The organism is Chryseobacterium gilvum (assembly GCF_025628965.1).
Lineage (GTDB): Bacteria > Bacteroidota > Bacteroidia > Flavobacteriales > Weeksellaceae > Chryseobacterium > Chryseobacterium gilvum.
Genome location: NZ_JAOTEN010000006.1, coordinates 33574 through 58530, shown reverse-complemented (window position 1 = coordinate 58530; position 24957 = coordinate 33574). Strand labels below are relative to the sequence as shown.

Annotated in this window: 20 protein-coding genes and 1 tRNA gene; 6 read left to right on the top strand and 15 right to left on the bottom strand. The window is 36.2% G+C overall.

Annotation, left to right across the window (positions count from 1 at the left end; translation table 11 throughout):
• Positions 1 to 229: 229 nt before the first annotated feature.
• From N0B16_RS14060 to N0B16_RS14030, 7 genes are all read right to left on the bottom strand, one after another.
• Positions 230 to 526 carry a VanZ family protein gene (locus N0B16_RS14060; protein ID WP_368407556.1) on the bottom strand — a complete coding sequence of 99 codons (297 nt, stop codon included), beginning with the start codon at positions 524 to 526 and terminating at the stop codon, positions 230 to 232.
• A gap of 55 nt (positions 527 to 581) precedes the next feature.
• Positions 582 to 959, bottom strand: coding sequence for a glycine cleavage system protein GcvH (gcvH, locus tag N0B16_RS14055; RefSeq protein WP_262991575.1), 378 nt, complete (start codon positions 957 to 959; stop codon positions 582 to 584).
• Between the two features lie 196 nt (positions 960 to 1155).
• The gene (gene sov / locus N0B16_RS14050; protein ID WP_438265281.1) at positions 1156 to 8217 is read right to left on the bottom strand and encodes a T9SS outer membrane translocon Sov/SprA; all 7062 of its coding nucleotides are present in this window, start codon (positions 8215 to 8217) and stop codon (positions 1156 to 1158) included.
• A gap of 6 nt (positions 8218 to 8223) precedes the next feature.
• Entirely contained in the window at positions 8224 to 8808 is a 585-nt protein-coding gene (ruvA, locus tag N0B16_RS14045; protein ID WP_262991573.1) for a Holliday junction branch migration protein RuvA, read from the bottom strand.
• A gap of 127 nt (positions 8809 to 8935) precedes the next feature.
• Positions 8936 to 11224 (bottom strand): NADP-dependent malic enzyme, encoded by a 2289-nt coding sequence (locus tag N0B16_RS14040; protein WP_262991572.1) that lies wholly within the window; start codon positions 11222 to 11224, stop codon positions 8936 to 8938.
• A gap of 10 nt (positions 11225 to 11234) precedes the next feature.
• On the bottom strand, positions 11235 to 12086 hold the full coding sequence (locus tag N0B16_RS14035) for a BadF/BadG/BcrA/BcrD ATPase family protein (protein WP_262991571.1): 852 nt from the start codon (positions 12084 to 12086) through the stop codon (positions 11235 to 11237).
• Positions 12087 to 12172: 86 nt separating this feature from the next.
• Positions 12173 to 12436, bottom strand: coding sequence for a hypothetical protein (locus tag N0B16_RS14030; RefSeq protein WP_262991570.1), 264 nt, complete (start codon positions 12434 to 12436; stop codon positions 12173 to 12175).
• Positions 12437 to 12663: 227 nt separating this feature from the next.
• Between N0B16_RS14030 and N0B16_RS14025 the strand changes: the two genes are divergently transcribed.
• From N0B16_RS14025 to N0B16_RS14010, 4 genes are all read left to right on the top strand, one after another.
• Positions 12664 to 13122, top strand: coding sequence for a GtrA family protein (locus N0B16_RS14025; protein ID WP_262991569.1), 459 nt, complete (start codon positions 12664 to 12666; stop codon positions 13120 to 13122).
• A 3-nt stretch (positions 13123 to 13125) separates the two neighbouring features.
• Positions 13126 to 13851: a lysophospholipid acyltransferase family protein gene (locus tag N0B16_RS14020; protein WP_262991568.1), complete on the top strand. Its 726-nt coding sequence runs from the start codon at positions 13126 to 13128 to the stop codon at positions 13849 to 13851.
• A gap of 45 nt (positions 13852 to 13896) precedes the next feature.
• A complete protein-coding gene (locus N0B16_RS14015) occupies positions 13897 to 15660 on the top strand; it encodes an MFS transporter (protein WP_262991567.1) in 1764 nt (587 codons plus the stop codon).
• Positions 15661 to 15781: 121 nt separating this feature from the next.
• Entirely contained in the window at positions 15782 to 16705 is a 924-nt protein-coding gene (locus tag N0B16_RS14010; protein WP_262991566.1) for a DUF3810 domain-containing protein, read from the top strand.
• A 690-nt stretch (positions 16706 to 17395) separates the two neighbouring features.
• On the opposite strand, the gene N0B16_RS14005 is transcribed toward N0B16_RS14010, so the two are convergent.
• The 7 genes from N0B16_RS14005 to greA form a co-directional block, all read right to left on the bottom strand.
• Positions 17396 to 17469: transfer RNA gene (locus N0B16_RS14005), tRNA-Met, on the bottom strand.
• Between the two features lie 44 nt (positions 17470 to 17513).
• Positions 17514 to 18797 carry a peroxiredoxin family protein gene (locus N0B16_RS14000; RefSeq protein ID WP_262991565.1) on the bottom strand — a complete coding sequence of 428 codons (1284 nt, stop codon included), beginning with the start codon at positions 18795 to 18797 and terminating at the stop codon, positions 17514 to 17516.
• 60 nt (positions 18798 to 18857) lie between these two features.
• Positions 18858 to 19079 carry a signal peptidase gene (locus N0B16_RS13995; RefSeq protein WP_262991564.1) on the bottom strand — a complete coding sequence of 74 codons (222 nt, stop codon included), beginning with the start codon at positions 19077 to 19079 and terminating at the stop codon, positions 18858 to 18860.
• A 15-nt stretch (positions 19080 to 19094) separates the two neighbouring features.
• Positions 19095 to 21092 (bottom strand): T9SS type A sorting domain-containing protein, encoded by a 1998-nt coding sequence (locus N0B16_RS13990; RefSeq protein WP_262991563.1) that lies wholly within the window; start codon positions 21090 to 21092, stop codon positions 19095 to 19097.
• Between the two features lie 79 nt (positions 21093 to 21171).
• Entirely contained in the window at positions 21172 to 22365 is a 1194-nt protein-coding gene (gene clpX / locus N0B16_RS13985) for an ATP-dependent Clp protease ATP-binding subunit ClpX (RefSeq protein WP_262991562.1), read from the bottom strand.
• A gap of 65 nt (positions 22366 to 22430) precedes the next feature.
• The gene (locus N0B16_RS13980; protein WP_262991561.1) at positions 22431 to 22820 is read right to left on the bottom strand and encodes an HIT family protein; all 390 of its coding nucleotides are present in this window, start codon (positions 22818 to 22820) and stop codon (positions 22431 to 22433) included.
• A gap of 20 nt (positions 22821 to 22840) precedes the next feature.
• The gene (gene greA, locus N0B16_RS13975; protein ID WP_262991560.1) at positions 22841 to 23311 is read right to left on the bottom strand and encodes a transcription elongation factor GreA; all 471 of its coding nucleotides are present in this window, start codon (positions 23309 to 23311) and stop codon (positions 22841 to 22843) included.
• Positions 23312 to 23419: 108 nt separating this feature from the next.
• Between greA and N0B16_RS13970 the strand changes: the two genes are divergently transcribed.
• Positions 23420 to 23878, top strand: coding sequence for a hypothetical protein (locus N0B16_RS13970; protein WP_262991559.1), 459 nt, complete (start codon positions 23420 to 23422; stop codon positions 23876 to 23878).
• A gap of 20 nt (positions 23879 to 23898) precedes the next feature.
• The gene (gene dtd / locus N0B16_RS13965) at positions 23899 to 24348 is read left to right on the top strand and encodes a D-aminoacyl-tRNA deacylase (protein ID WP_262991558.1); all 450 of its coding nucleotides are present in this window, start codon (positions 23899 to 23901) and stop codon (positions 24346 to 24348) included.
• 72 nt (positions 24349 to 24420) lie between these two features.
• Here dtd and N0B16_RS13960 read toward each other — a convergent pair whose 3' ends face one another.
• Entirely contained in the window at positions 24421 to 24933 is a 513-nt protein-coding gene (locus tag N0B16_RS13960) for a hypothetical protein (protein ID WP_262991557.1), read from the bottom strand.
• Between the last annotated feature and the right edge of the window lie 24 nt (positions 24934 to 24957).

Sequence of the window (24957 nt, the reverse complement as noted above, 5' to 3'; positions counted from 1 at the left end):
TATTGTAAATAGTTATTGATGTATATATTTCAATAATAAAATTAGCCATACTTATTTTAAAAATTCATGAGTATTGTTATTATCTAGCCCCGATAGAAACGGCATCCTTTTTTGCGGGGGACGAAGCGAAGCGCAGATCCCCCGCAAAAAAGATACAGTGGAAAGCGGGAAAAGCTCCCGGAAAAATAGGAGATATTAAGAAAGAATTTTATTAAGATGAATATTGTAATTAGAAAAATCTTTTTACGAATACCTTATATATATAGTATCCTAATAAACAACCAATGGCATCTGCTACAATATCCAGAGATTCCATTGATCTTCCCATGTGCATTTCTTCCTGAAGTATTTCTGTGAGAAATGCGTATATGAGAATTATCTGAAAGAAATATGAGAATTTTATTTTTGGTAACGCTGCCATGAATAAAAATCCCAGCATCGTAAATATACTTACGTGCATGACTTTATCAATGCCATTAAACATAAAGATATATTCTTTGTTTTCTACTCCCGGTTTAAGAAGCATAAAAGTAAGAAATGCCCAGTAAATGGGCAGTATCTTCGTAAATATGTATGAAAATTTATCCAATGATTGCCTGGTAATCTTCTGCAGAAAGCAAGTCTGAATGATCTGCATCTTCAGCGATTTCCAGTTTAATAATCCAGCCATTTCCATAAGGATCTGTATTCAGCAATTCCGGCTGATCTTCTAATGCAGAATTGAATTCGGTTACTTTTCCGGAGATAGGTAAGAACAAATCCGAAACCGTTTTCACCGCTTCTACACTTCCGAAAACTTCTCCGCCATTTATCTCATCATCTACAGTATCTACATCTACATAAACAATATCTCCCAACTCGCCTTGCGCAAAGTCTGTAATACCGATTGTAGCAACATTACCTTCGATCTTTACCCATTCGTGATCTTTCGTGTACTTTAATTCTGATGGTGTGTTCATTTTTATTTTTTATTTAATATTGACAAATTTATTCAAAAATACATAAACGCTCAAAGAAAAGGGAGAAAATTTAGTATTAATGTTTAATTGTCATTTTTATAATCGTATACCAATATAGCATTCAATCAAAATTGTAGTTCTTCTAATGATCAAATACTAACCCCTCTGAGAAGAAGGGTTAGTGTTTAATATAAATTTAGAATCCTCCGCCTGAATCACCAAATGTGAATGTGGCCGAAATCCCTGCTCTAATCGTAGACAGCGGGAAAGCCGTTGAGATTTTATATTTTGAAGTCATCTGCTCATAGAAAACTCTCAGGTTCAGATTTTCTGAAACATTATAATCTGCTGAAAGTTTGATATTCATCAACTTCTGGCCTCCCGTTACCTGAGAATCATCTAATAAAATATTCATGATACTGGTACGGCTGTCTCTTAATGAAAAATCTCCACGGATGTTAAGATCGCTTCCTTTCCCTCTTCCGCCTCTGGTATTATTCATTGCCCCCAATCTGAAATTACGGACAATATAACCCAACCTCAGCACATATTCTGTATTTGAATCTTCGGTAAGGGTATGATTTACCAATCCTAAGATCAGCGTTCTCAATTTATTATACTGTAGGCCAAACTGCATATTGTTTCTCATAGTGACATCTACCCCGATAAGCGGTGAGAAAGATTCTACATATCCTACCTGAGAAAAAGTATAAGGATTGATGTAATCATCATTAATATCTCTTGCAAATCCTGAAGTATTAAAATAATCGATACTCGACTGGATTCCGGTAGCGGTATAAGTCGCGTTGTAGCTGTGCAAGATATCAAACTTAGAAAACTGACCATTAATAAACGGAATATTTCTTAACCCTGAATAAATAATCTTCCAGTTGGGAATCGGCATTCCTGCTTTTTTAGCATTTCCGATCCTTTTAGGAGCTTTTCCTTCGACAGCTGCCTTGAAAGCCGGAATCAGAACATACGCATTGGCAATACTGTGACCGTCTGTAAACCCATCGCTTCCTAAAACGCCCCCCAGTTGCTGCGAAATGGATTTTGCATTTTCCCGTATTGCCGCGTAAACTGCCTGTCCGTCCTGGAAAGCCGTATTAATCAGCACTACAGAATTGGAATAGGTTACCATATCACTGGCAAAAGTGAGATCAGGATTGGCTACCCCATTACTATCGCGGTAATTGAAACCGGTATGCGAGAAGTTTCGGTTATAATTTTGCAATACATTGATGTCGATTCTCAGATCATTGATCGGCATCATCTGTAGATTTGCCCGAAGTTCTCTGGTAGACATCTGAATGTAAGGATCGATCATTAATTCTGAGTCACTTACCCAGCCATTTTCAATTACTGTACGTCTGATGTCTGCCTGTGATCCCAATAAGAATCCGATAGTAGGACCGCCCAATGTTTGTCCGTATCCATATCCGTTCGGAGCAGACAGTAAGCCGGGAAGTACGGTTCCGTTATTTTCGGTGTAATTTACATCCAACTGTTTGAATGAGGTCAATAAAAACGCCGCACTTTGTAAAACAGTCAGCCTGTTTTTAAACTTATAGCTTTTAAATTTATACCTGTTTTTCTCCCAAGCCTGCGTGTAAACATTATTCAGAGAATCCGTCTCCTGTTTACGTTTCTGAAGTTTGGCAGATATTTTTTTGAAATACGTAAACTGGCTGAAGAATTTAGGAATATCTGCCGTTGCGGTCACCTGAATTACATTGGTGTTCTGACCGATAGATCCTAAACTTTCTACCTGATTGGTGTCAGGATTGACATAGCTGCTCAACACGGTACTTCTTGCATTCCAGTTATAGGTAAATCCGTATCCTAATTCTGCGTCGATAAAATCTAAATAGGGTAAATACTGGAACGGTAATTTATAATTCAGCTGTACTCTGTGATTATACAATACCGGTCTTCCGGATCTGAATACGTTTCCGAAAATGGATGAATTATCCATCGTATTGACATCTATATTATCGTTTAATGTTCTTGTGGTAGAATTGATTTCCAGTTTTAAGGATTTGGTAAAATTAAATCCTAAACCATACTGCCATCCGAAATAGAAGTTTCTGTTTTTAATGGCGGCAAAATCTTCATTTAGATTTCCACTTAAAATAGCTTCAATATTTCTGAACTCAAGCTCGTTGTAATTTCTGTCAAGCTCTGTTCTGAAAGATAACCTTGTAGGAACCGGATTAAAATTAAATTCTTTGACCCATCTCAAATATTTGGTTGATTTTGCCGTATCGCTGATCATTTTATTAAATGGCTTGATCACCCATGGTTTGAAGGTATAGTTATAATCCAGATATCCTCTGAAATACTGTCTGTAATTTCTTTTTGTATAGATATCCCTGTAGAAATCATCATTATATACTGCCGTAAGGGAAAGGTTTTCTACATCGTAGAATTTTGGTTTTTTGTTTTGATTAACTCTTTCCTTATGCATATTGACCACTCCCAAACTTCTTTGCTGCGTGTACGTTCTTGCTACTTTCTTTAGCTCTTCTTTATTGGCAGCCTTGCTGAATTCCACATCGGTATCCAAAGGATTATACTTCGGATCTTCGATCGTTTGCGAATACGAATAGTTTACCGGGATTTTCATTCCGCTTTTTTCCGGAAGGAATTTTTCTACATTTACCGAAGTATTAATGCTGAAAGCAGATTGTGTAGATTGGTTTCTCTCCGCAGGCTTAGAATCTATATTCCCAAAACCTACCGAAGTATATGAAGCACTGGTATTTACCACTGCAAAATCACCCAGGTTGAAATTCAGACTTGCGTTTCCTGCATATCCGCCGTCATTATCAATTTCTGAAAGACGAATCTCATTTACCCATAAAACTCTTCCTTTATCTGCAATACCGCCACGTTGCGTATTTCTAATCCCCAACATCACGGTGGTAACATTTCCTAATGATGGACGTCCTTTTATAAAGATTTTCTTATGGGTCCCGTCACCATACTGAGGATCTGCTCTTCTTTCTGTAATAGAATTCGGAAAATCTTTGTCTCTTCTTATTTTAGCATCAACGAAATCCTGAATATCAAAATCTACATCATTTTCTACAGGCCAAATTTCCAATGGTGTTGTTGCGGTATTTGGCGTATATTTTACTGAAGCTTCATATTCATAATAGTTATCTGTAGCATCGCTACCAAAACGGATGAAGAATTTTACATCCGGATCATAATCTGATGATCTTGGCGAATCTAAATTTTCACCATGCACAAAAAGTTTTAATTTTTTATATCTCCTCATATCCAGAGCAACATTTTTGAAAACACCTCTTGCTGCTTCATTCATGTTTTTTACTCTCAGGTAAAGAGAAGCTTCGTTTTGTCTTTGTGCTCCTGCATTTCCGCTCAACACCTGTCTGTCTATTCCCGGAGGAAGCACATACGGAGGCTGGTTTAATGCATTTTCTTCAATATTTACGCTTCCTACTTCGAAGTTATTATTAAGAGTAGCTCCTCCGGAAGTACCTTCTGTCTGAGAATCTACGGTAGGGCTCGCAATTAAATTCGGGTATCTTCTCCAGTCTGATCTTACTAAGTCTAAAGTCCCGAATCTTAATGTTGAAGTCTGATCAAAACCGGTTAATAACAATCTTGCGAACCGTACATTATTAAGCACTGAAGGATCTTTATCACCTCCCGCTGCAGGATCATCATATTTGGAAACTGGTACTCTGAATAAATACCATTTTACATCATCAGTCTGCCCATTCTGGAACGTTGCCTGTACCGTTTTAATGTCAACAATATTATTACTTCCAAGCGTTAAACTTCCCGGATCAAGGTTTACTACATATTCGTTATAATTTTCACTTTGATCTAAATTGTAGTCTCTGTTGATATCTTCCGCATCCGGAGTCTGAGAAGACACTTCCAGTGAATTGCTTTTCGAATTTCCATCAGGACCTCTGAAATATTTGTATCGTTGGATGATAGAAGCAGCCTGACTTCCTGTAAACCTATCCGATAAATAAAATAAGAAATCATCTACCGCAGGATCGGAAATATTAGTCACAGGATTCACAAATGTATTCCCAAATTTTGCAGATTCCTGATCAGAAGTTAAACCGTCATACCCTGCATCCTGAATGGTTCTGTCATCTCCTTCCGTTGAGAACGCGTATAAAATTGGCGGTTGTTTTGGCTGGGTCCCCAAATTAGAACTAGATGTGGAAGAAGCGTTGCCCGGAGTTGGCAAACCGTTTTCGTACTGCATTAATCCATCTTTCAGGATATCTTCACTTACGTTTCCTAACTGTAGTAAAATTTTAGGATTTGTTCCTAATGTATTTCCGTCCGCATACGGATCCATCATCCAGAATTCTACATATTCTATATTTGAATTCACAAAATTGGAAACACTGATTGGCCTCATAATTCCCGCCCACCTTTGCTGTGTAGTTTCGGGAGTCGGGTTTACGTTATAAGGTCCCTTTTCCTGCGGATAATAAGATATATCAAATGTATTGGTAAACGTTTGCTCACCCGCAACAAAATCTCTGTTGTTGTAAATTTCGGAGTACTGAACTCTTCTTGAAGCATGGTTCGATACCGATTGTGCCGTAATTCCTGTAGGCGCTTTTCCACCCACTCCCCAGAATCGCGGATCGATATTGTACCATGACATCAAACCTCTTCCATTACCGTTGGTAATATCATTGTTTGCTCCGGCGCCGGTAAAAATAGGATTTGCCTGATCTTTTTCCGGTTTGGAAGCCAAGCTCCATGCGGCAGGTTCTTTTAATGATATTTTTGAAGAAGTCTGCTCAAAATCATCGATGTAAGACTGATCGTTTGTCCCTTTATTGATTCCCGGAAGAAGATAGGCTCCTTCCATCTTGAAATTTAAATTCGAAGGCGCTTCTGTATTGATCAACGGTATTTTATCCGTTAATCTTGTAAGGAAAGGCAATTGATTATTATACATCAAATTGATTCCCGCCATGGTATTGTTTACCGCTTCCTGACCGTAATTTACTTTTTGGGTAAGCGGCGATTCGGAATAATTGACCACGGTTCCGCCCAAAATAAAGTTCTCACTGAATCTCCGTTCTAAATTCAATCCCAAAAATCTTTTTCTCTGGGTATTAAACGTAAGCTGATTTTCTAATGAAATATTAATGGCTTGTCCGGACTGTTTTACGTTTTCGTTGATGATCGTTACGGTTCCCAACATGTAATCTACGGTGTAATCTACCCCTTCTGTCAATTGCACTCCGTTTGCAGCTACTTTTACCGAACCTTGAGGAACATTGACAGCTCCTAAAGAAATCCCCTGTCCTTGTGCACCTTTATATCGGCCTTCTAAGGTATATCGCTGCGCCAGATTGCTGAATGTTGCTACCTGTTTCTGCTGCGTGTATAAATCTGAGAATACGTATTGAGGATCATTACTTCCGATCACAGAAGCCATATAACTTCCGAAAGGCTGCACTTTGGTAAACATTAGCCGTCCTAATTCCGGGCGGATCGTAATGCCGTTGACGAAGTCAAAAATACCGTCACCCAAAACATTACCATTGCTTTGCAAATCACCGTTTACATTGAGACGGTCCCAGTTTAAGAGCTTCAGTAAATTGGTATCCTGAACCGGGGTATTGGGAAGATAATTGACTTTCCCTCCTGTTTTGGCATCTCTGTAGTATACATTTAAAATAAAACCATCCTGATCTACCTGACCTGCATCTAAAGAATAGAAATTCTTCATCATCAGATTCCACATCGGGGAGCTGGTTTTTACGTTGGTATTCGGCTTCAGCACTTTGGTAATTAAAACCGGGCTTTCTTCAGAAAATTCTCCGACTTTATACACCTGGCTTGTTCCGTTGACCGTATAAGAATAAGACACTGCCAATAATTGCTGGTCATTAAGCTTTTGATTTAATGATACATATCCTAACTGCGGGTGAAAGGTATATTCGTTTGAATTTAGCCTTCTCGCTTTTCTGTTAAAAATGAATTGTTCCCCATCAGTATACGTTTCCGTTGTTCCCGTTGCATTAGGTAAAACCTGTCCATTGATCGCACTGTATGTGGAATTGGGGTCTCTAAGCCCTGATAAAGTATTTACCGCATTATACAGGCCATTCTGCGAATTATCCGGTAATCCTGATAAACCGTCTCCCAAATCCCGTACCCCGACAATACTTTTCTGATATGCGAGATTAGAATTTCCCTGGTCTAAAACCCATACTTCTATTCTGCTGATATTGATTCTTGAATTGATCTGCGGATAGTTGAGCAATGCTTTATCATAATTATCCAAAAAATAATGCCCGATAAAGTAATGCTGGTTGTCTTCGTAATCGATTGCATTAATTTTAAAGGTATTCATCACACCGCCTCCCTGCACAACGATGTTCCGTGCTTCACCCTGTTGCTGGGAAAGCACAACGGTTCCATAGGTTTTTCCCAGCTGAAATTCTGTTTTCACCCCGAAAAGTGATTCCGAACCTCTGATTAAGCTGGTAGAAAGAGGCATATTAACATTCCCGAACTCAACCCTTTTAATGATTTTATCTTCTCCTCCTGCGCTGGGTTTATTCACATCTCCCAACCCTTTTGTCTGAAGATCTTTCCAGCTTCCTTTTGCCTGCCAAACGAGGTTCATTCTGTTTTCAAAAGCAAAGCCGCTTTGGGTATCGTAATTGGCTTTTAACTGAAGGTTTTCACCTACTTTTCCTAATAATCCCAGCTGAATTCTCTGATCGATATCAAACGTAAAACTTGTTCTGTTTTGAGGAAGAATCAACGGGTTATCAATTTTCTGATACAATCCCGCGAAATCAAACGATGCATATCCCGAAGGAATAATCTCGATTTTATTGCTTCCGAAAATAGTTTCAAAAAGCCGGTTATTGATCGTAAGCGAAGGAATTAATCCTCTTCTGGCGGCTTCCGTTTTATCTTTTCTGAAAAGGAGGCTGTATCTTTCTGACCGGTCTCTGTAAAAAGCTCTGGCCTGCTCAGCAAGCATAAACTCTTTGTATTCTTCGGGAGACATGGCGGTAGGAGGACCAGTAACCGTATTTCCGATTTTAGGATATACGTAGTACATCCCGGTTTTTATATCGTAAAAAGCTTCGTAATATGTGGGGTCCGTAAGCTTATAATCCTTTTTTATAGAGATCCCCTGTTGATCCTGTGCCGATAAATTTATTGATAAGAATAAAAATGACAAGAATACATATATTTTGAGAAATTTATTATTTTCCACCAAATGTTAAATGTTTTTTAAAATTTGTTTTACCAATTCTTCTACGGAGATACTTGGATTTTGTTTTATTACACGATCAGCAATTTTCTCGCTCATTCTTTTAGAAATCCCTAAAACTTCTAATGCAGATAACGATTCTTCCTTGATTTTATTATTTTCAATTGTAGAAATATTTTCTTCTCCGGTACCGAATTTTTGTACTTTATCTTTAAGGTCAACAATAATTCTTTCGGCTGTTTTTGTACCCAGTCCTTTTGCTTTCTGAATAACGGCACTGTTTTTGGAAAGTATGGCAGAGGAAATCTCGGCAAGACTTAAAGTAGACAGTAATATCAATGCAGAAACAGCTCCTACCCCATTAACGCTGATCAAAAGATTGAACATTTCTTTTTCTGAGCGGGTATGAAAACCAAAAAGCAAATGAGCATCTTCACGGATGATCTGCTGAATAAAAAGCACTGTCTCCTGATGTAAAGTCAAGGTTTGTGAGGTCATTAAACTCACCCCTACATAATATCCTACCCCATTCACATTGATCACTGCATAGGTTGGTGTAAGTTCTTGAACAATGCCTTGTAAAGAAAACATCATATTGATTTTTATAACTCCCAAATATAGTAATTTAAACTCATTATTAAAATTTCCTTAAAATCACTTTGCATTTATCATAAAAAGAAAACTCCGGAAATCCGGAGTTTTTTATAAATATGATCTTGAATTATTTTTTGGTTTCTCTTCTCTGAGCATCCAAAACGGCAACCGTCGCGAGATTTACAATTTCATCCACACTGGAGCGCATTTGTAAAACGTGTACCGGCTGTTTCAATCCCATTAAAATGGGTCCGATGACCTGCGCAACTTTCATACCTCTGATGATTTTATATGATAAATTGGCGCTTTCAAGATTCGGGAAAATAAAAGTATTGGCCGGAGTGGTTCCTAATTTTGAGAAAGGATAATCACTCAAATGGTCCGCATTCATCGCAAAATCCGGTTGAATTTCTCCATCTACAATCATCTTCGGAAATTTCTCATGAAGAATACTCACCGCTTTTGCTACTTTTTTGGAAGTATCAGAAATGGCCGCAAAGTTTTCAAATCCTAACATGGCAATTCTCGGCTCAATGGCAAAAGATTTTACTGTATGTTCCGCCATTTTAGCAATATTGACCAAATCTTCCGCTGAAGGGTTCTGATTGATTGAAGTATCTGCGAAGAAAATCGGTTTCTTTTCAGATAAGATCATCATCATGGCCGCTACTTTTTCAACTCCTTTATCTTTTTCGATAATTTCTAAAACAGGTCTTAAGGTAGAAACATAATTTTTAGAAAACCCTACAATCAATCCGTCTGTATCGCCATGTTTCAGCATCAATGGTCCGAAGTAATCTCTCTGCCGAACGAATCTTTTTGCTTTGTACTCGTTCATCCCTTTTCGCTGACGAAGCTTCCAGAGCGTTTCCCTGTATTTTTTTCTGTTTTCTTCCTGATCATCATCACTTGGGTCAATAATAGGAACATCGATATTGATTCCGAAACGTTCCATCTGTTCTTTCACATATTTTTTATCCCCCAAAAGGCTTGGATATGCAATTCCTTCTTCATACAGGATTTGAGCCGCTTTCAGGACATTATATTCTTCGGCGTTGCCTAAAGTGATTCTTTTAGGATTTGCCTTGGCGCGGTTCTGCATCATTCTCACCAATTTCTCATCTCTACCCATCCTGTCGAGAAGCTGCGTTTCATACTCGTCAAAATCTGTAATTGTTTTTCTGGCAATTCCGCTGTCGATCGCTGCTTTGGCTACTGCACCTGAAACTTTGGTAATTAATCTGTTATCAAATGGTTTTGGAATAAAATATTCTCTCCCAAACTGTAAATTCTGAACGTTATATGCTAAAATAACTGCTTCCGGAACCGGCTCTTTTGCTAAGTTAGCAATAGCATGAACAGCTGCAAGCTTCATTTCTTCATTGATTCCCTTTGCCTGAACATCTAATGCACCCCGGAAAATATACGGAAACCCCAAAACGTTATTCACCTGATTAGGATAATCACTTCTTCCTGTTGCCATGATGACATCTTTCCTGGTATCCATTGCTAAATCGTAAGTGATTTCAGGATCCGGATTGGCAAGTGCAAAGACAATAGGATTTATATTCATGCTTTTTAACATTTCCGGTGTCATTACGTTCCCTTTGGAAAGACCGATAAAAACATCTGAACCTTTTACAGCATCTTCCAGAGTATCAATATCCGTATGTGCAACGAAATCTATTTTCTCAGCCGTAAGGTTTTCCCTTTTATGATTGATGACTCCTTTGCTGTCACACATCAAAACATTTTCTCTTTTAAGACCTAATGACATATAAAGGTTGGTGCACGCAACAGCCGCTGCTCCTGCACCATTAACCACCATTTTTATATCCTCAATCTTTTTGCCGGCAATCTGCAAGGCATTGATCAAAGCGGCTGCCGAAATAATCGCAGTTCCGTGCTGATCATCATGCATTAATGGAATATCTAATTCTTCCTTGAGTTTTTGTTCGATATAAAATGCTTCCGGAGCTTTGATATCTTCAAGATTAATCCCGCCGAAAGTGGGCGCGATCCCTTTTACGATCTGAATAAATTTATCCGGGTCTTTTTCGTCAATTTCAATATCAAAAACATTGATGTCTGCAAAGATTTTAAATAAAAGCCCCTTTCCTTCCATTACCGGTTTTGAAGCTTCGGCACCGATATCTCCCAAACCTAAAACAGCGGTTCCGTTTGAAATTACGGCAACCAAATTCCCTTTTCCGGTATAATCATAGACTGTTTCGGGATTTTTTTCTATTTCTAAACACGGAATGGCTACTCCCGGAGAATATGCCAAAGACAAATCTCTCTGCGAAGAGTGCGGTTTTGAAGGGATGACTTCAATTTTTCCTTTGGGTTCTGCTTTATGATAATCTAACGCGGCCTGATGAAAGTTTTTTTCGTCGCGGTGGGTTTTATTTGACATAGAATTATTTTTATAGTATATATTTAATATGGTAGCTGACTAAACTTTCGATAGGTTTTTGTACAACATGTCCCACATTTAACTGAAGTTCTGAAGCGACAGAACGGAGAATATTTTCGTAATAATAAGCGATAGACCCGATAAAATTAATTTCGGATTTTTTTGATTCTTCATACGGAAGAACCTGATATTCGAAGAAGCTTTTCATCTCTTCGGACACCATTTTCTCAAAATATGTGTGATGTTTTCGTTCGACAACAAATTTATTAAAATCTGCCAAGAACGCATTTGGCCTTGATGAGTGATACATATTCTGCAGCGCCACATCTATGGTAAGATGATAAGTATTTTCAAACTCCGTATGAAGATCGTGAGGAAGTTTCTGCATAAAAAATCTGCGGACCAGCTGTTTCCCGATAGCGCTTCCGCTACCTTCATCTCCCATGAGGAAACCTAAAGAAGGGAGTTTTATTTTTATATCTTTTCCGTCAAAATAGCAGGAATTGGAGCCTGTTCCTAAGATACATACGATTGCAGGTTTCCCGTTGTAGGCGGCATACGCTGCAGCCATGAGATCTTCTTTTACAATAATAGATGCATTGTTAAACACTTTACCTACCTCTTCCTCGATTCTTTCACGGTTTTTCTCAACACCGCATCCTGATCCATAAAAAAAGATTTTGGTAATCGAATTTTTTACCGAAAGCAGGCTTTTGTTTTTTTCAATCTCGGGAACAATAAGCTCTATATTGATAAAATTAGGATTAAAACCAATGGTCTCAGTTTTAAGGAAAACATTTTTAAATTCGTCTAAAATTACCCAATCAGATTTTGTAGAACCACTATCAACAATAGCCACCATACTTTGTATTTTAAGACTGCTAAATTATGAATTAATCTTTAAACAGGCTTTAAAAACAGATAGAGATGCTATGTTTATGATTTAAGTTAGCTTTTGATTTCGTTTTTATTTTCGCTGAACTGCAGAAGCCAGTCTTCAATCTCTTTCTCAAGATATGAAGTCTGCACCATCATGGCGTTGATGAAATCATCGGGAATGGGAGTTCCTTCTGTATTTTCCAGATTCCATAACTCATCAGACATATTTTCGTACTCTGAATACACTCTTTTGAACCGAGAATTTTCTTTTTCCAGTGCTTCGATATTTTTTTGCTGAAGCTGAAATTTCCTGTACTTGTTTTGAGATTTCATACAAATAGTAGATTATTTAATGTAATAATATGAGCAATAATTCCTATGCAGGGTATTACAAGATAGAAAAACCATTCACAGAAAAAGTTGAAAATGAATTTATTATCAGGTATTGTGTCTTTCGTTATGAAAATTAAATTTAGAAATATTTTTTATTTAAAAAAAAACTTTAACATCTTTTTTCACTGTTTAACATATAGTTATAAATTTGCGTATTACTAATATAGATGAAAGAAGCACTATTACGCCAGAAACAGGTTTTGTTTTTTATTATCGCGGGAGGACTGAGCGCGGTTGTTGAGATAGGAAGTTTTAAAATGTTCAGCACCCATCTTCCACAGATTTTGTATAGAGAGCAAAACTTTCACGGTATTCATTACCCGCTGAGTAATATTCTTTCTACACTTTGTGGTATCATTTCCAATTACTTTCTGAGCATCTGGTTCGTATTCGAACGCGGAAAGCATTCTAAGCGAAAGGAATTTCTTTACTTTATGGCGGTCTCATTTGTTTCAACTCTATTAAGCCTTGTTTTTTTCCAGATCTTTTACAGTTTTGTGTTTAAAGACAATATTGATTTAATTTTTTATACCTTGAGTCCGGAAATGATCAGTAAAATCTGTGCAATTCTGCTGGTCTCGATTCTCAATTATTCGGTGAAGAAAAAAGTAATTTTTAATGGTTAATCTGTGGTAAAAATTTTAAATTATCTCTGGAGATTCTGGCTGATCATCCTTGCATTTGTATTAACAATCATTCTGGGGCTGCCTGTATACCTCTTATCTTTTAAAAAGAAGACCTATAAGTACGCCTGTATTTTTATAAGAATCTGGTGTTACGGAGTATTCTACGGAATGGGTTTGAGATATGAGCTTACGAATCTTACGGATAAAAAAATAGATAAAAACACGCAGTATGTCGTGATATCCAATCATACATCTATCATGGATATTATGCTTCCGTGCATTCTTTTTCCCAATCATCCGCTTTGCTATGTTGGTAAAAAAGAACTTATGAAAATTCCTATTTTCGGAACGATCTATAAAAGAATATGCGTGATGGTAGACCGGAGCAGCCCAAGAAGCCGCGCAGATGTGTACCGAAGATGCGCCGAAAAAATGGAAGAAGGCAACAGTATTGTTATCTTCCCGGAAGGCGGCGTTCCGGATGACACTTCCGTTGTACTTGATGATTTTAAAGACGGTGCTTTCACGCTGGCTTCCAAACATCAGTCTCCTATTGCCGTTTTTACTTTCATTGGCTTAAAGGAAATGTTCCCGTTTGACAATTCAAAAGGCTACCCCGGGAAAGTTAAAGTATATTTTAATGATATCTTAGAACCTAATGACTCTCCAAAAGATCTGAAGCAGTCTGCTTTTGAGACAATAAAAAAAACATTAACAGAACACGGTTAATCAAAGAAATAATTTATATTTGTTTTAATTAATTATATAACTAATATGGACTCGAACCAGCAACAGACCAAATGGTCTCAATTTTTATCCTTAATTGTAGTTTTCTTTTTTTGGGGATTTGTCGCCGCAAGTAATGATATTTTAATCCCAGTATTCAAAAAATGGTTTGTGCTTTCACAGGTTCAAAGTCAGCTGGTTGCATGGGCATTTTATGTCGCCTATTTTATCGGTTCTGTTATATTTTTTGTTATTTCTCTTAAAAGCGATATTCTTCAGAAATTCGGCTATAAAAAAACGCTTGCAGTGGGACTTGTTTTATCTGCATTAGGAGCATTTCTTTTCGTGCCTGCAGCTTCAGCAGCCAACTTTTGGTTTTTTCTGGCGGCATTATTTATTGTAGGATTAGGATTTTCTGTACAGCAGATCGTTGCCAATCCTCTTGCAATTAAAATGGGAAGCCCGCAAACAGGAGCACACCGTCTAACCTTAGCCGGAGGCATTAACTCTCTGGGAACGACAATAGGACCGATTCTTGTGGGAATTGCCCTTTTCGGAATGGGAAATAAAGAAGATTCTGCTCCTAAAAATCAAAACCTCACAAAGATAGAAATTGTAAAAAATGAATATCAGACTCATAAAAATGAGCTTACTAAAAACATTATTGAACTAAAAAAAGACCGCGAAGATGACCCTGCAAAAGTAAATGAAGTCATCGCTACCGTAGAAAAAAATATTGCTGACCTTGATACCCAGATCAATTCCATCAGTCAAAATACAGAAGCAAACGATTCACAAGTTGAAGCATATTCCTCAAAACTTGGTGAGATCAAACAAAGATCTACCAATATTACTTATCCTTTAGAATTTGTAAAAGACAATTTAAAACTGGTAAAAACACCATTTATCGTATTGGGTATCGCCTTTATTTTGGTAGCAGTTTTCATGTTATTTTCAAAAATTGAAGATCCTGCCAAAGAAGAAGAAGCCCAGATTGAAGAAGGCAGCGCAAAGTTCAGCATCTTCAAATACCCACAGCTATATTTAGGGATGCTTGCAATTTTCATTTACGTAGGCGTGGAAGTTTCTATTATCAGTAATCTTCCCGCATTACTCCACACCAAAGAATTCGGAGGTGTTTTAGAACATAACATTGCTCCGTTCGTGTCTTTATATTGGGGAAGTTTAATGATTGGCAGATGGAATGGAGGAATTAATGTTTTTAATATTTCTAAATCTACCAATATGGTGCTAAAATTTGTAGTTCCTTTTATTGCATTTGGCATTATCATATTGGCTAATACTTTAAGCGGTAAAGATGTTTCGGCATTCTACATTTATGCATTCTGGATTATCGCTTTTATCATCATGAGTTTTATCGGCGGGAAAAATGCGGGAAAAACGTTAATGATTTTCGGAGTTGCAGGTGTTGTAATGATGATTTTAGGATTAATCTATCCCGATAAGGAGATTGCAAAGTACTTCTTTATCTCAGGCGGATTATTCTGTTCCATTATGTGGCCTTCGATCTTCGACCTTGCAATCGCAGGACTCGGAAAAAATACCGGAAAAGCTTCCTCGTTCCTCGTTATGATGATTTTAGGAGGAGGTATTATTCCGCTTATTCAGGGATGGATCTGTGATTTTGACAAAGCCAGCCCTGGAGGTATTATGGGTATTACCTGGACGCATTTTTCGTACGTAATTCCTATTATCTGTTTTATATATCTTGCATTTTATGGATTTGCAACTCCGAAAATCCTTAAAAAACAAGGAATTCAGATGGGAGAAACAGAATCAAGTGCGCACTAATACTTTAAAAATATATCATAAGAAGAGATTTTGGGCAGCTGTTTTGGTTGTCCAATTTCTTTTATTCCTGTTACTTTCCAAATCGGAAACCGCTGTTGGTGCATTTGAAAGCTTTTTTGAAATGCAGAAAAAATTTCACCAGATTCTGTTTTCGTGGATTCCCTTTTCATTTGGAGACCTTTTATATATCATCTTAATTGCAGTCATTATTCATTGTATCGTTACCTGTTTCAAAAAAAAGAGCCGTCATAATGCTTTTATAAGACTTTTGATTATGATGAATATTATTTATTTTTCGTATCAGATTTTTTGGGGCATGCTCTATTTTCAGAACCCGATTATTGATAAACTGCCAAAAGGAAAAATCACACTGAATGACAGAAAAGACTTAGCTCTACACTATCTTGAAAAATGTAAAAATTCCAGAGAGCTGGTAAAAGAAAATTCTGATGGCGTTTTTAGAATCGGTGATATTACATCTATCGAAAACGAAATTCTTAAAGAGCAAAACAAACTTCCTGCCTTTATTACCAATAAGAAAAATGATCATTTGAATTCTTTTAAACCAAGTCTTTTTAAAGATGTGATGAGCTTTACAGGCATCTTGGGATACTACAATCCTTTTACCGCAGAAGCCCAATATAATAGCAGATTGCCGTCTTCTTATCTTCCTTTTACTCTGGCTCATGAAAGCGCTCATCAACTTGGTTTTGCACGCGAACAGGAAGCCAACTTCATCGGATATCTTGCTGGGAAAAATTCCGGAAACCCAGATCTCAAATACAGTACAGAATATTTTGTTTTAAAAAGTCTTTTAAACTCGATCGTATATGAAGATGAAGATTTCGTAAAAGCTGTCTTAGAAAAGTACTCTGCTGCAATGAAAAGAGACAGGGCTTTTGAAAAAAGATTTCTTTTGGAACATCAAGGCTGGCTTGATCATTTTTTCGGGTTTACGAACAATCTCTTTTTAAAGACCAATCAGCAGGAAGGTTCTGTAACCTATTCATATTTTGTGGAGCTTTTGGTAAAATACGAAAAGTAAAAAAAAAGAATCGTATCAGGCGATACGATTCTAAAAACACAAATGATGAAAAAAAATTTATTACCTTGACTTGTTCCCTCATTCAAGGCTATGTAAAAATACAATATTATTTTTAAAATCAGATATCAATAAGTGAATTATTTTAATTTTAAGAAAACTTTATGATATTCATATTTTAAATTAAATATTATTCCCTAATTGTTGATTTACTATATTGTATCAAATGTATAAAATAGAACATACATATTTATTAAAATCTTAAATCATTAGAGATATAGCACTCATAATTGATATTTAATTAATTATCTATAATTATAAAAATTTACTGTTAAATAAAATACTTTTTAAAATATTTTAACAATTTGTTTTAATTTTAAAATATGGTTTATTAATTAATTTCAAAATCGTCTTAGTTTAGTAAACTTATAGAGATATATAATAATAAAAACTAATAATTGGCTGTTGAAAAAAATATATATGAGAACAAAAGTCACTCTTAAAAGAATTATTAGTATATAAAAATCATCTTAACTTTTACAATTAGAAAATTAGATAATCGTAATAAGTACTTCACTATTTATACCAAATCTGAAGCACAGTTTCTAGATTTTATATTTTTACAGATAGGTCCTGTTTTAATTTTAAGATAAAAAAAAACGATGTATCTTAATTGATACATCGTCTGATTTGTAGCGAAGACGGGAATTGAACCCGTGACCTCAGGGTTATGAATCCTGCGCTCTAACCAACTGAGCTACCTCGCCTTTTTGGTGGTGCAAATATATAAAATATTTGTAAAACACCAAAATTATTTAATCTTTAAATAGTTCAAAACGTCTCCTACATGGTCTGGTTTACTGACAATCTTATTGTTAGCATCCAAAATAAAATAAGTAGGTGTAGCATGAATATTATACGTTTCCGCATAAGAACTATTCCATCCTTTCAGTTCAGAATCATTGATCCAAGGAAAGGCTGCGATCTTTCTGGTATAAGACTCTTTATCAGTATCCAATGAAAGACCGATAATCTGTATATTTTTTGCTTTTATTTCTGAATATTTTTCCAAAAGTTTCGGCAATTCATTTTCGCAATGGGAACAGGTTGATGACCAGAATACGATTACTTTTTGGTCTGCTTTTACATCAGAAATTGATTTTACTGTTGTGTTTACTGCAGAATGAAATTTATAATTAGGAAAAACAGCGCCCAGCTCAACGTTTGCATTAGATTTAAGAGTTGATGCCAATCTATCTGTTATGGTACATTTGAGATTTTTTGCCAGAGATAGGTATTTATTTTTATACTCTGGCATCTCATAAATATCAAAAATATCAATTAATTCTGATAAAACGGTCTGTCCCCGCGGGGTTTCTACTTTCAAAGTATTAATCAGCTTATCTACAGATTCTCCTACGTTGGTATTTCCGCCAGTATTCAGGTACGCTACTAAAATTGGTCTTACTAACGATGAGGTTTCCAACATATCACCGGATTTATCAAATAAATTAATAATTTCATCCTGAGTAACTTTTTTGGAATTATCATTAGACAAAAACTTGCTGTAATTGGTATTATAGTAATAAATAAAAGGGTGCTGCGATTGATTGATCACATTATTCCCCGATAATCTTCCCATTTCTGCAATCAGTGCTTTCCCAAAATCTGTATTATCTTTATAGTATTCTTTAATTTGTGATAAAGCGGGCAAAATCAATTCTTTCTTTTGAGAAGATTCCTGAATGCTATTCATCAATTCATTGGCTTCATCAAGATAGATTACATTTTTTACTTTATTATTTTCAGTTTCAAGCTTAATATTTACATTCTTATTTTCTGAAATAAAGCTAAGTGTGTTATTGGTATTAGGAAAGAAAACCTTCATCATCCCTTCATAACTTTTGGGATATTTAAAAGTCCATGTATTGCTTTTACTTTGTTCTTTTGTAACTATAATATCTTTGGAACCATTAAGGGTATATAAAATTGCTTCTTGCTCTCTAAAATCTGCCGGAGACTGGATTGTAACAGAAAACTGAGCCTGCAGAGAAAATGTAAATAACATCCCTGATAATATAAATATCTTTTTCATACTGTAAAAATAAAAAAACTCCCTGATTAATCAGGGAGTTTAAAACATTTTAATAAAATTTTATATTTTACGACTTTTATACTTGTTGGTATAAAAAATAATTAACATTACAGCTATGATACCGAGAGCATAAACGTACATATCTACGGGTACTGACTGCGCTCCTGTTCCGGTTGTTCCTGTACCGCCATTCGGGTCTACAGGTTTGGGAGGTAATTGTGCTTGCAGCAGGGAAACCGCAAATACACATACAGCCAGTATTAATTTACTAAATTTTTCCATTTGTATTAATTTGTGTTATTTTAAAATTTTTGCGTTAACAATTTCACCATTATCTGCAACAATTTTTACAACATAAGAATTTTTAACCGAGTTATCCAGCTCTATTATAAAGTCTGTAGAAGTATTTACTGCTTTTTTAGAAATTACTAATTTTCCGCTCATATCATAAACCTGTACATCTGCTTTTTTCCAATTAGGATCAAATCTGACAATATAGTTTGTAATATCAGGATTGTAAACAACAATTGTTCTTGAAGGTTTAGCATTGGTATTTGAAGTTGCCAATACGCTTTCTGGCGGCCCATAATATAAATCATACAAATCTCCAGCGATAGGTACTACATCATCTTGATTGATCTGCTGTACGGTACCGTTCGGGGCTTTGTAATAAAATCCTAATCCTGAAGACAAAGCATGAGTACCGGTAGGAACAAGCTCTGCATTTTCTCTAATCTCAAACTTATAAGATACAGCATTGTTAGTAACGCCATAATCGTAGTTTGCCAATTTAATATTTTTTCCCTGGAAGTTATTTTCATTCGCCTGATTGATATATAACCAATAAGAAGAAAGATAATTACTATCCCAACCTCCTGTAGGAGCTTCCTCAAATGTTCCTAAAACATTGACTGTAGAACAAGCTGCCTGTACAGTAGTGTCTACAGAAGTTTGATGTCCCGTAGCCAAATCCGGAGAAACTACATAATATGTTCTTGCAATTTCTTTACCTGATGCATCTAAAGCAATAATACCCAATTGTTTTAAACTAGCTGTTACCGTTGTAGCAGCAGTTGCATTTTTTAAAGCGGTTACACTATAATTAGTAGCTGCAGCTCTTGCTGTATTGCTGAATCTTCTAAGGGTATTAAAGTTTAAAGTTTGTGCAGTATTATTTCTTAACTTAATCACAAACGATTGCATAGGTTTAATAATAAGACCTACATCACCTGCAGGAACCCCTGAAAGATCGAAAGTCTGAATTTGTGCCCCGGTAGAGTAAGTTCCTCCGTTACTTAAAGTCGTTACAACACCCGGATCATATCGCACTCCCCAAATATTGCTTACTGCATTTCCATCCCCTATTGTTGCAGATTCCGTAAAACCTATTTTTGACAAATCAATATTGGTAAGGAAAGGGTTTCCAAACTGATAAATATTTTTACCATAGGTTCCACTCCAAGGCGATGCAGTTCCTTCAAACTGATCCTGGAGGTAAGTATAATATTTTTCGTTGTACTGATTGATTGCATTACCTCCTGATCCGAAATTAATTCCGTTCCCTGCATTCTGTAAAGTAACATTTGCAACCAGAGGCGCATATGGTGTACCATTAATGGTGTACACACTTCCTGCAGGAGTAGGAGCAATAGTCGGCCATGCAGCAGGTGGTGTCGCGGTATTAAGATTGTTGTTTTTGGATCCTAACATGTAATATCCTGTAGGATCTATAGTAGTACTTGCTAAACTCGTATAATGATCCGATACTACTAAGGGATTATTATATTTAAGAATTTCATTTTGAGTAAACCTTGTGGTTCCAAAAGCTTTATTCAATTCTGTGGATAAAGTACTGAGTGTCTTTCCTGAAAAAGGTAAAGCAACCTGCTGGAAATAATTGGTCGTACCGTGCGCAGGAGTTCTGAATTCTTTACTTACAGTAGCCGTAACCGCAGCCTGAGCCAGGCCGTTGATGTATAATTGTCCGTAAGTAGATGTAGCAGCACTGCCTGGAGTATTAAGTCGCAGTACGATATTACTGCCGTCGGTTTTGGCAGCTCCGCCTGTCGTGATGGTTCTCACAACATCGTTATTGGCTGTTAAACCTTCAATCATCATGTTTCCATGAAGATCAATAAGTCCGGTTCCTCTTGTTTGAAGTCCGCCGCCGTTATAAACTAGAGCGCCTTCACTCACATACATATTAGCACTATTATCTACGTGTAGTAGAACATTCTGCGCCTGAACAGAACAAATAGCACCTAAAAGTCCTATAGCTAATAAATTTTTTTTCATTTGTATTATTATTATATTTAGTGTTGATATAATCTTATCTGCAAAGATATAATATTTTTTACTAAATATTCTAAAAAAATTATATCTTTCTGTTAAACAAAATATTATCGTTTGTTAAAATGATCTCTTCATCTTCTCCTATATCAAACATATAATCTTCCAAAACCTTTTCTGTGGTACCTCTCAGACCTCTTGCCCCCAAACCTTTATCCATAGTTTCATCCACTATTTTCTCAACGGCTTCATCTGTAAAAATAAGTTTTGTGCCATCCATTTTAAATAATTCAACAAATTGATTGATGATGGAATTTTTAGGTTCCTTCATAATACGGATCATGGTTTCTTTAGTAAGCTTTTCGAGATAGGTAATAATGGGAAACCTACCTAAAAGCTCGGGAATTAAACCAAATGAACGGAGATCTATCGCATTGATATTGGTTAAAATATATTCGTCTTCATCCAATTTATTGATTTTTTCTGAACTAAAGCCGATAGCCTGCTTATTCATTCTTCTTTCAATAATTTCTTTGATCCCGTCAAAAGCCCCTCCCGCAATAAAAAGAATATTCTGGGTATTAACCTGAATATACTTCTGATCCGGATGTTTTCTTCCTCCTTGAGGCGGAACATTTACAATGCTTCCTTCCAGCAATTTCAGTAAACCCTGCTGTACTCCCTCACCGGAGACATCTCTCGTAATGCTCGGATTATCTGATTTTCTCGCAATTTTATCAATTTCATCAATAAAAACAATTCCTTTCTCCGCTTTTTCTACATCATAATCTGCTACCATCAAAAGTCTCGACAGAATACTTTCTACATCCTCTCCTACATACCCGGCTTCGGTTAAAATAGTGGCATCAACGATACAAAAGGGTACATTCAATTCTTTAGCAATCGTTTTTGCCAATAGTGTTTTTCCTGTACCCGTCTCGCCGATCATGATGATATTGGATTTTTCAAGCTCCACTTCCCGATTTTCATCTTTTGCGTGCAACAATCTTTTATAATGATTGTAAACAGCAATAGAAAGCTGTTTTTTTGCCTGATCCTGCCCTATCACATATTGATTGAGAAATTCTTTAATTTCCTTTGGTTTTTTAAGTTCGCTCACATGCTCTGCAGAAGAAAACCCGGATTCTGAAACACTGTCTTTTATGATTGAATGGGCCTGCTCTATACAGTTTTCACATATAAAGCCGTTCTGCCCGGAAACTAACATTTGTACTTCATTTCTTTTCTTTCCACAGAAAGAACATTGATTTGAATTCATTTTTATTTTTAAATATATATTATAGAAAATCGCAAAAAATTTCTTTTTTACGATTCTATATTGGATTAAGAATTAAGTATTGAATTTTGAATGTCTGCATATTCTTCTGCAGATAATTGTAACCGTTCATTTTTAAAATTCATTTCTTCCACTTTATTAATAGGGATGAGATGAATGTGAGCATGAGGAACTTCCAGCCCTACTACCGCGACACCTATTCTGACGCAGGGAACTGCATTTTTGATTTTTTTTGCAACGTTTTGTGCAAATCCCCAGAGATTTTTAAACTCTTCGCTTTCCAGATCAAAAATTACATCAACTTCTTTTTTCGGAATAACTAATGTATGTCCTTTTACCAGCGGCATTGCATCCAAAAAGGCAATATGATGCTCATCTTCCGCGATTTTATAAGCAGGAATTTCTCCGTTGATAATTTTTGTGAATATTGAGCTCATTTTTTCAGTATTGAATAGTTTTACAAAGTGATTTCCAGTACTTCAAAAGATAATTTGTTTCCGTTTGGCAATACAATTTCTGCCTTTTCACCGATCACTTTTCCAAGCAATCCCTTTGCAATAGGAGTATTGACCGATATTTTACCTGTTTTCAGATCACTTTCATTATCCGGAACCAATTTAAAAATCTGCTCTTTTTTTGTATCGTTGTTCATCAGTCTCACCGTGGTCAAGATCGACACTTTTGAAGTATCAAGTTGAGTTTCATCAATTACTTTAGAAGTCGTAACAATATCTTTTAGTTTAGAAATTCTCATTTCCAACATTCCCTGTGCTTCTTTGGCTGCATCATATTCTGCATTTTCAGATAAATCTCCTTTATCTCTTGCTTCTGCAATCTGTTGAGTAATTTTGGGTCTTTCTATCTTTTCCAATTGCTCAAGCTCGGCTTTCATTTTCTCTAATCCTTCCTTAGTTACATAGCTCGCCATAATTTTAAAATTTTGTTTTAGTATAAAAAAATAATCCGACATTTGTCGGACAATGTTTTTGCGCGTTAATCGTTATTGTTTTACAAATATATAAAAAATTATATTCAAATGAAAAAAAGTTTTTCAGCCATATCATTTATCATCTTATTGACATTCAGTTTATTAAACATACACTCATGCAGCACGCGTGAAGATACCGTGAGCTGTTTTCCACTGACGCCAATTAGTGTTAATTTAAATCTTAATCTGGCTGCCTATAACAACCTCAACTATGTAGGCGGGTGGATTTATGTGGATGAACAGCAATCCGGAAGCCGGGGTCTTATTGTAGTTCGAACTGGTGACAATCCTGCCGCATTTAAGGTATATGACCGCAATGCACCTCATATTTGTCCGGATAACGGAACGACGCTTGAAGTAAAAGACAATATCAGTATTCTGTGCCCGAAAGACAACGCTACATGGATTTTACTGAGCGGGCAACCGACAACGGTAACATCCCTTCCTCCAAAAACCTATTTCTGGAATTATGATTCTGCAACGAAGAATTTAAATCTTTACAATTAAATGATTTTAAATTCTAATTCATGAAAGTTGTTATCCAAAGAGTTTCTGAAGCCAGCGTGCAGGTCGAAGATAAAGTAGTCGGAACTATCGGAAAAGGCTTTATGCTATTGGTGGGAATTGACGAAAATGATTCAAAAACCGATGCAGACTGGCTGGTTCAGAAAATCTTACATCTCAGAATCTTTGGTGATGAGAATGATAAACTGAATCTTTCTATTAAAGACATTTCCGGTGAAATTTTGTGCATCAGTCAGTTTACACTGATCGCCGACTATAAAAAAGGAAACCGCCCTTCTTTTATAAAAGCAGCAAAACCTGATTGTGCAGTTCCGATTTTCGATTATTTTAAAGAAGAGCTTGCAAAATCCGGATTAAAAACAGAATCCGGGATTTTCGGGGCAGATATGAAGGTTTCACTAATCAATGACGGTCCTGTCACTATTATTATGGATTCCTTAACGAAAATGTAGCCTTAAAAAATATAAAAAGCGTTTGTTTCAAATTGAAACAAACGCTTTTCGCTATAATAAAAATTAACAAAATTATCTTGCAGGAATGCTGCTGAAATTAATCGCAACTTTCAGATTCATATCGGAAGTGGTCTGATTTCTCAATTCATACACCGTTCTTACCGTAAGACCTGTACTTTTCACCACACTGTCCAGATATCCTGTATCACTGTTCAGATCAAGATTTACACTTGATGCATCTGTAGAAATATCAGTACGGGAGGCAACCAGTTTTTCGGAAGTCCCGTTCGATGAAATATAAACTTTCACTGATTTTAAGGCACTCAGATTTCCACCCGATGGCGAAACCACAGATATTTTAGCATCCGCAATTCTTACGTCTTTAATCTGGGCATTATCATTACCGCCAAACCAGGTCTGAACATTTGTAGCAGTTGCAGTAGAAGAAACTTCTTTGTTTGCAGGAACTCCCGTCGATATTAACACATTGGCCGTGTAAGGAAATGTATTCTGAACGATTGACTGTACGGTGCCGCAACTTGCCAAAGCTGCAGATGCGATCATAATTGAAAATATATTTTTCATAATAGATTATATTTTGATTTTTTT